Origin of the sequence: Marinicrinis lubricantis (assembly GCF_042658665.1) — a bacterium.
GTDB lineage: Bacteria > Bacillota > Bacilli > Paenibacillales > KCTC-33676 > Marinicrinis > Marinicrinis lubricantis.
This window is the reverse complement of record NZ_JBHSQV010000031.1, coordinates 62,492-68,491: the sequence shown is the minus strand read 5'-3', so window position 1 is coordinate 68,491 and position 6,000 is coordinate 62,492. Positions and strand designations below refer to the sequence as shown.

Annotated in this window: 8 protein-coding genes; 5 read left to right on the top strand and 3 right to left on the bottom strand. The window is 45.1% G+C overall.

All coding sequences use genetic code 11. The annotated features are described in order from the left end of the window. Nucleotides 1-153: 153 nt before the first annotated feature. Nucleotides 154-1,275, bottom strand: coding sequence for an IS4 family transposase (locus ACFPXP_RS04960; RefSeq protein ID WP_379892959.1), 1,122 nt, complete (start codon nucleotides 1,273-1,275; stop codon nucleotides 154-156). A gap of 234 nt (nucleotides 1,276-1,509) precedes the next feature. On the opposite strand from ACFPXP_RS04960, the gene ACFPXP_RS04955 reads away from it, so the two are divergent. Beyond that, nucleotides 1,510-1,725, top strand: a complete 216-nt coding sequence (locus ACFPXP_RS04955; protein ID WP_379892957.1) for a hypothetical protein — start codon at nucleotides 1,510-1,512, stop codon at nucleotides 1,723-1,725. A 68-nt stretch (nucleotides 1,726-1,793) separates the two neighbouring features. Beyond that, nucleotides 1,794-2,021 carry a hypothetical protein gene (locus ACFPXP_RS04950; RefSeq protein ID WP_379892955.1) on the top strand — a complete coding sequence of 76 codons (228 nt, stop codon included), beginning with the start codon at nucleotides 1,794-1,796 and terminating at the stop codon, nucleotides 2,019-2,021. Between the two features lie 173 nt (nucleotides 2,022-2,194). On the opposite strand, the gene ACFPXP_RS04945 is transcribed toward ACFPXP_RS04950, so the two are convergent. Next, entirely contained in the window at nucleotides 2,195-2,647 is a 453-nt protein-coding gene (locus tag ACFPXP_RS04945) for a spore germination protein GerPE (RefSeq protein ID WP_379892953.1), read from the bottom strand. Continuing rightward, on the bottom strand, nucleotides 2,647-2,832 hold the full coding sequence (locus ACFPXP_RS04940; RefSeq protein WP_379892951.1) for a spore gernimation protein GerPD: 186 nt from the start codon (nucleotides 2,830-2,832) through the stop codon (nucleotides 2,647-2,649). Before ACFPXP_RS04940 ends, ACFPXP_RS04945 begins: the two co-directional genes overlap by 1 nt. A 198-nt stretch (nucleotides 2,833-3,030) precedes the next feature. Between ACFPXP_RS04940 and ACFPXP_RS04935 the strand changes: the two genes are divergently transcribed. The 3 genes from ACFPXP_RS04935 to glpX are packed head-to-tail and all read left to right on the top strand — an operon-like array spanning nucleotide 3,031 to nucleotide 5,538. After that, nucleotides 3,031-3,705: a CBS domain-containing protein gene (locus ACFPXP_RS04935; RefSeq protein WP_379892968.1), complete on the top strand. Its 675-nt coding sequence runs from the start codon at nucleotides 3,031-3,033 to the stop codon at nucleotides 3,703-3,705. 21 nt (nucleotides 3,706-3,726) lie between these two features. Continuing rightward, complete coding sequence (locus ACFPXP_RS04930; protein WP_379892949.1) at nucleotides 3,727-4,554, top strand: pyruvate, water dikinase regulatory protein; 828 nt, start codon at nucleotides 3,727-3,729, stop codon at nucleotides 4,552-4,554. A 3-nt stretch (nucleotides 4,555-4,557) separates the two neighbouring features. Continuing rightward, nucleotides 4,558-5,538 carry a class II fructose-bisphosphatase gene (gene glpX / locus ACFPXP_RS04925; protein WP_379892947.1) on the top strand — a complete coding sequence of 327 codons (981 nt, stop codon included), beginning with the start codon at nucleotides 4,558-4,560 and terminating at the stop codon, nucleotides 5,536-5,538. Nucleotides 5,539-6,000: the final 462 nt, after the last annotated feature.

Below are 6,000 nucleotides of genomic sequence, written 5' to 3'. Positions count from 1 at the left end.
TATCACTAGCGTTGCATAAATATTTTCAGATAATTCAGATTATTAGTTTCCAGGTGAAGGAGCTAAAAAGTTAAATGCTAAGCAATAAGGTGCTCCTATCCATTTGGTAAATATATACAGTTAGACTTTAGCGGACAACGACATGTTATGGGTCTATGTACTTCCTCGGCTTCTCCATTGAATGCGACGGAACCATTTTGTATATGGCTTCCAGAGTAATGCTTGAAGCCAACGCCTAAGTTGAAGCAACGATTGTTTCGCCTCGGTTTCCATTCTAACAAGTACGAGAAGGCAGTAGGCGATCAGTGCGGCATAAATTTGGTTTTGCACCGCATTTTCACTTGTGCCATAAAAAGTCTTAATTCGAACATGCTGCTTGAGCCATTTGAAGAATAATTCAATCGCCCAGCGTGAACGATAGATGTCGCTAATTTCGTTAGCACTCAAATCAAAACGGTTCGTAATAATACGGATTTCTTTGCCTTGAGTATCAACGGTTTCAACTAAACGAAATACATTTTCCGTCCGTTTCTGGGTGCTTCCGATGACGACCATTGCGTCGGAGGTTACGCTGCTATCTTCAGGGATCGTAAAGTGTTCTAACGTTCGGACGACTGAGTTTTTCTTCAGCCGTGATGCAAAGAAAATGCCATCATCGAAAAAACGGTCGAACATCTCGTAATCCATATACCCGCGATCAAAGACGTACATGGCCTCTTTTTCATCGACCAGAACTTCAAGTTGCTCATGATCGTGCACATCTGCTGGTGTAATGGTCACTTTCTCGGGATAAGTCATGTCTTTATCTACAAATACCAAACGAAGGTGTAATTTGATGCCTGCTTTGGTTTTTCGGAAAGTTGCCCACTTGTAATTTGTGAGATTCAACGGGATCGTGCTTGAATCAATGATTTTCAATGGCATGCTAACTTTTCGATGTTGCTTGTTACCCTGGATCTTCTGAACCAGATCGAGAAAGAGGTTCGCAAAGATAGATGGATCAACTTCCTGGTTTTTACGAGAAAGCTGCGAAGCACTGATCGAATCAAGACCAACAGCCTCTTGTAATTCGTCTTCGATGACACTGTCGGAAATGGCTCGCAAGCTCTCCTTTTCATTTAGGTGTGCGTGCAGCAATAACAGCAGTAAAGACTTCGTCGTTAGCTTCTTTGTATAGTAATCTTGTTTCAAATGACTCACTTGTTTTTCAAGTTTTTTAAAATTAATGGGCTCTACCCATTTACCAAATGAAGATAATAGTGTATTCTTGTCCATAGCGGTCCTTTGCAATTGGATTTGGACAGGAATCACCTGTACTTTCCATTGTAAAGGATTTTTTTGTGCCACAAACATAAAAATTTGAATATTCAGTGTATTCTGAAAACCAAGCTTATATTTAATGCAACACTAGTGGAGGCATATGGAATAATTGTTTTAATTCTTGTTGTGATGGACTATCAACCATAGTATAATATAAAACTATGCTAATTCTGATAGGAGGGGATACGTATGAATTCCTCCAAAACGTTGTCTACCGATATGGATTTATTCACTGCAGCATTATTGCAAGTTCCCGTCCAAGTCTGGGGCCGTACCGTGGATGATGTTCTCGTGTTGCTTGAACCTGAGGGAATGATCGGTAAAATCACTCCGAATTTCATCCGGGTGAACGGAAAAAGCTACGACCGCGACGAATGCATCATTCGAGTAGAGGTTCCAAGCTAAGCGGAGGAACATTACAGCCGTTCCATTCATAGTATATTTCAATTCTGTATCGCAGCGAGGCGAATGAGATGAACTCAAAGAAAGAGCTCTATGAATGGAAGAATGCCCTGACCAAAGTTCAGAAGGAATTTGCAAGAAAGAACAAGGAACTGAAATCACAAAGCAAGAAACTCCGAAAGCAAAGTAAGGAGATGGAGATCACTCCCTGGGTAAGCGAAGTGAGGCAATTATACGGACAGGATAACTACAGCTTCATCAAACTGATCCGTCTGCTTCGAAAAAGAGATATTTTATAATAAAACGCACTGCTTCGGAAGTATCCACTTACCGTTGAAGCGGAAGTTTTTATCGCATGTAGAAAAGCTTGAACCGTTCGTACTTTTATCAAGTTCAACTTTTCGATGTGGTAAATCATGAAAGAGACTTCAGCCGAATGGGGGCCAAAGTCTCTTTTTATTGCGCAGCCGATTTACGGTAGTTGATGTAATCCTATTTCCTCCTGTCCCGGCAAAGTCGAAGATGAGGAAGGAGATTCGGGAATATCGGTTATAAATTGACGGATATGCTTCGTACGGCTGTCACTGTCAATCAGTCGATTCGAACCGACTTGGAACACTGCGGAAACGGATATACCGAATATATTGACCCTATCCACTGTAATGAAGGGGTCTACCGACCGGCGTGTTAATTCTAATGGCTCTGTAAGAGACATATGGCGAATCTTCCTCTTATAAATTGGAAATCCAAAGTCCCCTTCTTCATCGTTGTACTCAGAGATTTGACGCTGCACAGCCAGCGCCCTCGACGTAGGTGTCACGGCAGCATTATCCCCTACCTGAAACACACTGGAAAATTGAATCGATTTAATGCGAATCGCACCAACAGCGGATATTCTTTTAAAGTCATGCAGTCCAGTTCTCATTATGCAACCGTTTCAGAGGATATCGGCACGAGTGGTCCAATGATTAAAGATTCCGCCGGAGTGTCGAATGCGGATGAAAGCTGGATCGTCTCCGTATCTCCGATTAAAAAAATCGATGATGTGGAAATGCCGATAATTCTTACTTCGCCAACATGCAGCTGATGATTTGTCACTTCTAGTTTCATAGATGTCCCCCCTATTATCCTGNTGCAATTGGATTTGGACAGGAATCACCTGTACTTTCCATTGTAAAGGATTTTTTTGTGCCACAAACATAAAAATTTGAATATTCAGTGTATTCTGAAAACCAAGCTTATATTTAATGCAACACTAGTGAAGGTTTATGATATAAAATAAATAAATCAAATGGGACATATTAGGAAATCCATAAGGCGTCTGCATCGAAGGAGGAAGCGATCATCGAACTTTCAGCCAGACAAAAAGAAATTATTGAACTCGTGAAAAAGAATGAACCGGTGATTGGAGATCAGATTGCAGAGATGCTGGGGGTCAGCAAACCGACGATTCGTTCAGATCTGTCGATACTCGTCATGCTTGATATTTTAAAGGCGAAGCCGAAGGTCGGATATTTTATCGGAGAGAGACTGCAGCCCGCCAGCCAAAATGCCGAGAAGTTGAGAAGCCTAAAGGTGAAGGATGTATATCAATCGCCTGTCATTGTGAAAGAGACGGTATCGGTGCACGATTCCATCGTCACCTTGTTTTTGGAGAATACGGATCATTTAATTGTCATTAACGAGAAGGGAATTCTGAGCGGGATCGTGTCGAGGAAAGACTTTTTGAAGGTCACGCTTGGCAACAGCAATACGGCTTCAATTCCAGTCAGCATGGTGATGACGAGGCAGCCGAAGCTCGTTACCGTGACGCCGGAAGAACAGGTGGTCCATGCGGCGGAAAAGCTGCTGCGTCATGAGATTGACTCCCTTCCTGTGGTGCAGGAGACGGAACAAGGCGAATATGAAGTGCTCGGCAATATCAACAAATCGATCATTACACAGCTGTATGTTGATTTCGTCAATCAAACGATGAGTTCATAAACGATTTGGGGGAAATAGACATTGAACGATACTCAGGGAGAGCATGTCATTTACGTTTGTTCTGATTCCGTCGGAGAAACGGCAGAAGCGGTCGTCAAAGCGACCATCAAGCAGTTTGCTGCACAGAAGGTGAAAGTAAAGCGTTTTGCCCATATTTCGAGAGAAGAGGAGATTGTACAGCTTGTTGAAGAAGCCGCTAAAGCGGGCAGCTTCATTGCTTTTACGCTCGTACAGCCGGAGCTCCGGGAAATGATGAAGCGGGAATCGATTCGCATGGGCATCCGAACCGTCGATGTGATGGGTCCGATGATGCAGGCGTTCGTCGATACATTTCAAGGCTTGCCGCTGGCAAAGCCAGGCCTGCTGCATCAAATGGATGATGATTACTTCAACCGTGTGGAGGCGGTCGAATTTGCCGTGAAATATGACGACGGTAAGGATCCGAAAGGGTTGATTCAAGCCGACATCGTACTCATCGGCGTTTCCCGGACCTCAAAAACACCACTCAGCATTTTTTTAGCTCATAAAGGATTGAAGGTTGCCAATTTGCCGCTGATTCCTGAGGTAAGAGTTCCGCGTGAGCTTTATCTCATCGAAAAAGCCAAAGTATACGGACTGACCATGCAGGCAGAACGGATTCATAAGATCAGAAAAGAAAGATTGAAAGCGATGGGACTGGATGATCAAGCGAAATATGCCAGCCTGGATCGAATTCAAGAGGAATTGGCGTACGCCCATTCGATTTTTCAAGAGGTGGGCTGCAAGGTCATTGATGTGTCTGAACGAGCGATTGAGGAAACGGCAGGAATGATTCTTGAGGCTGAGCAAAATCTCGTGGGGAGGAAATAGAGGATGGAGAGAGAGTTAGCTTTAGAAATCGTGAGGGTTACGGAACATGCGGCGCTGGCTTCGGCGCCTTGGATTGGACGTGGAAACAAGCATCAGGCGGATGACGCAGCGACAGCGGCGATGAGAACGATGTTCGAGACGGTTGCCATGCAGGGGACCGTTGTTATTGGAGAAGGCGAGATGGATGAGGCGCCGATGCTGTATATTGGAGAAAGAGTCGGCGACGGCAGCGGTCCTCGTGTGGATGTTGCGGTTGATCCGCTCGAAGGAACGGAAATTGTGGCCAAAGGTCTCGATCATGCCATGTCGGTCATTGCAATTGCGCCAACCGGCCATATTCTGCATGCTCCCGATATCTATATGGAAAAGCTGGCGGCTGGGCCACGTCTAAGAGGGAAGCTCGATCTGCGTGATCCGCTCGATGTCACGCTGCGGAAAGCGGCTGAGGAACTGGCTAAGCCAGTCGAGGATTTAACGGTGATGATTCTCGAAAGAGATAGGCACGCTGCCCAAATTCAAACGCTTCGTCAAGCGGGTGTGAAGATCATTCTTCTGAATGGCGGCGATGTCGCGGGTGCGATGGCCCCTGCATTCGAAGAATCGGGTGTCGACTTATATGTCGGCTCGGGCGGTGCACCAGAAGGGGTGCTCGCTGCGGCTGCATTAAGCTGCATTGGCGGAGAAATACAAGGGAGGCTGATGCCTTCCAACCCAGTGGAATATCAGCGCTGCCTCAATATGGGATTGTCTGATCCATCGAAGGTGCTCATGCTGGAGGATATGGTCGGCAACGATGATGTGATTTTCGCGGCGACGGGCATCACACCGGGACGTTTTCTCGAAGGGGTGAAATGGATCTCGAGTGAAAGAATTGAGACCCATTCGATCGTGATGAGAGCCAAGACACAGACGATTCGCTATGTCACTACGCAGCATTACATGCCGAAGAAGCAGTACTTCCTGAAACAGGCATCCAATATGTAAAGCGGCTGTAAGAGGGCGGAGCGGGCAAGACGTGCCTCTCTCCGTTCTATTTGCATCGCTCAGCTTAAAGATTTGATTTCGTGGTAACTGGGAGATTCGAGATGGGCGACGCACTTATTGAAAGTGAGAGTTTCATGTACGGTGGCTGTTCCAAGACGGTTGGAGCGGCCTTTTTGCGATGCGTGTATATCAATGTTACTAGGTGAACGTATTATAGAAATGCTAGGATAAGCAGCATGCCTTCTCGTCTTCAATTACTTGCGCTAATTCTAATAAGGTTAAATACATCTAGTATGGAAAATTAGCTTGCAAGAGAATGAACGAAGGCTGAGATTTTGGAGCTTGCGACCGAATCTGGTGCAAAAATGCACCATATCCAACCGTAAATCTGCGTTTTCGAAAAATGAAGTGCAATTTTGCACTATATTCGGACTATATTACAGTTTGAAACCAAATCTGGTG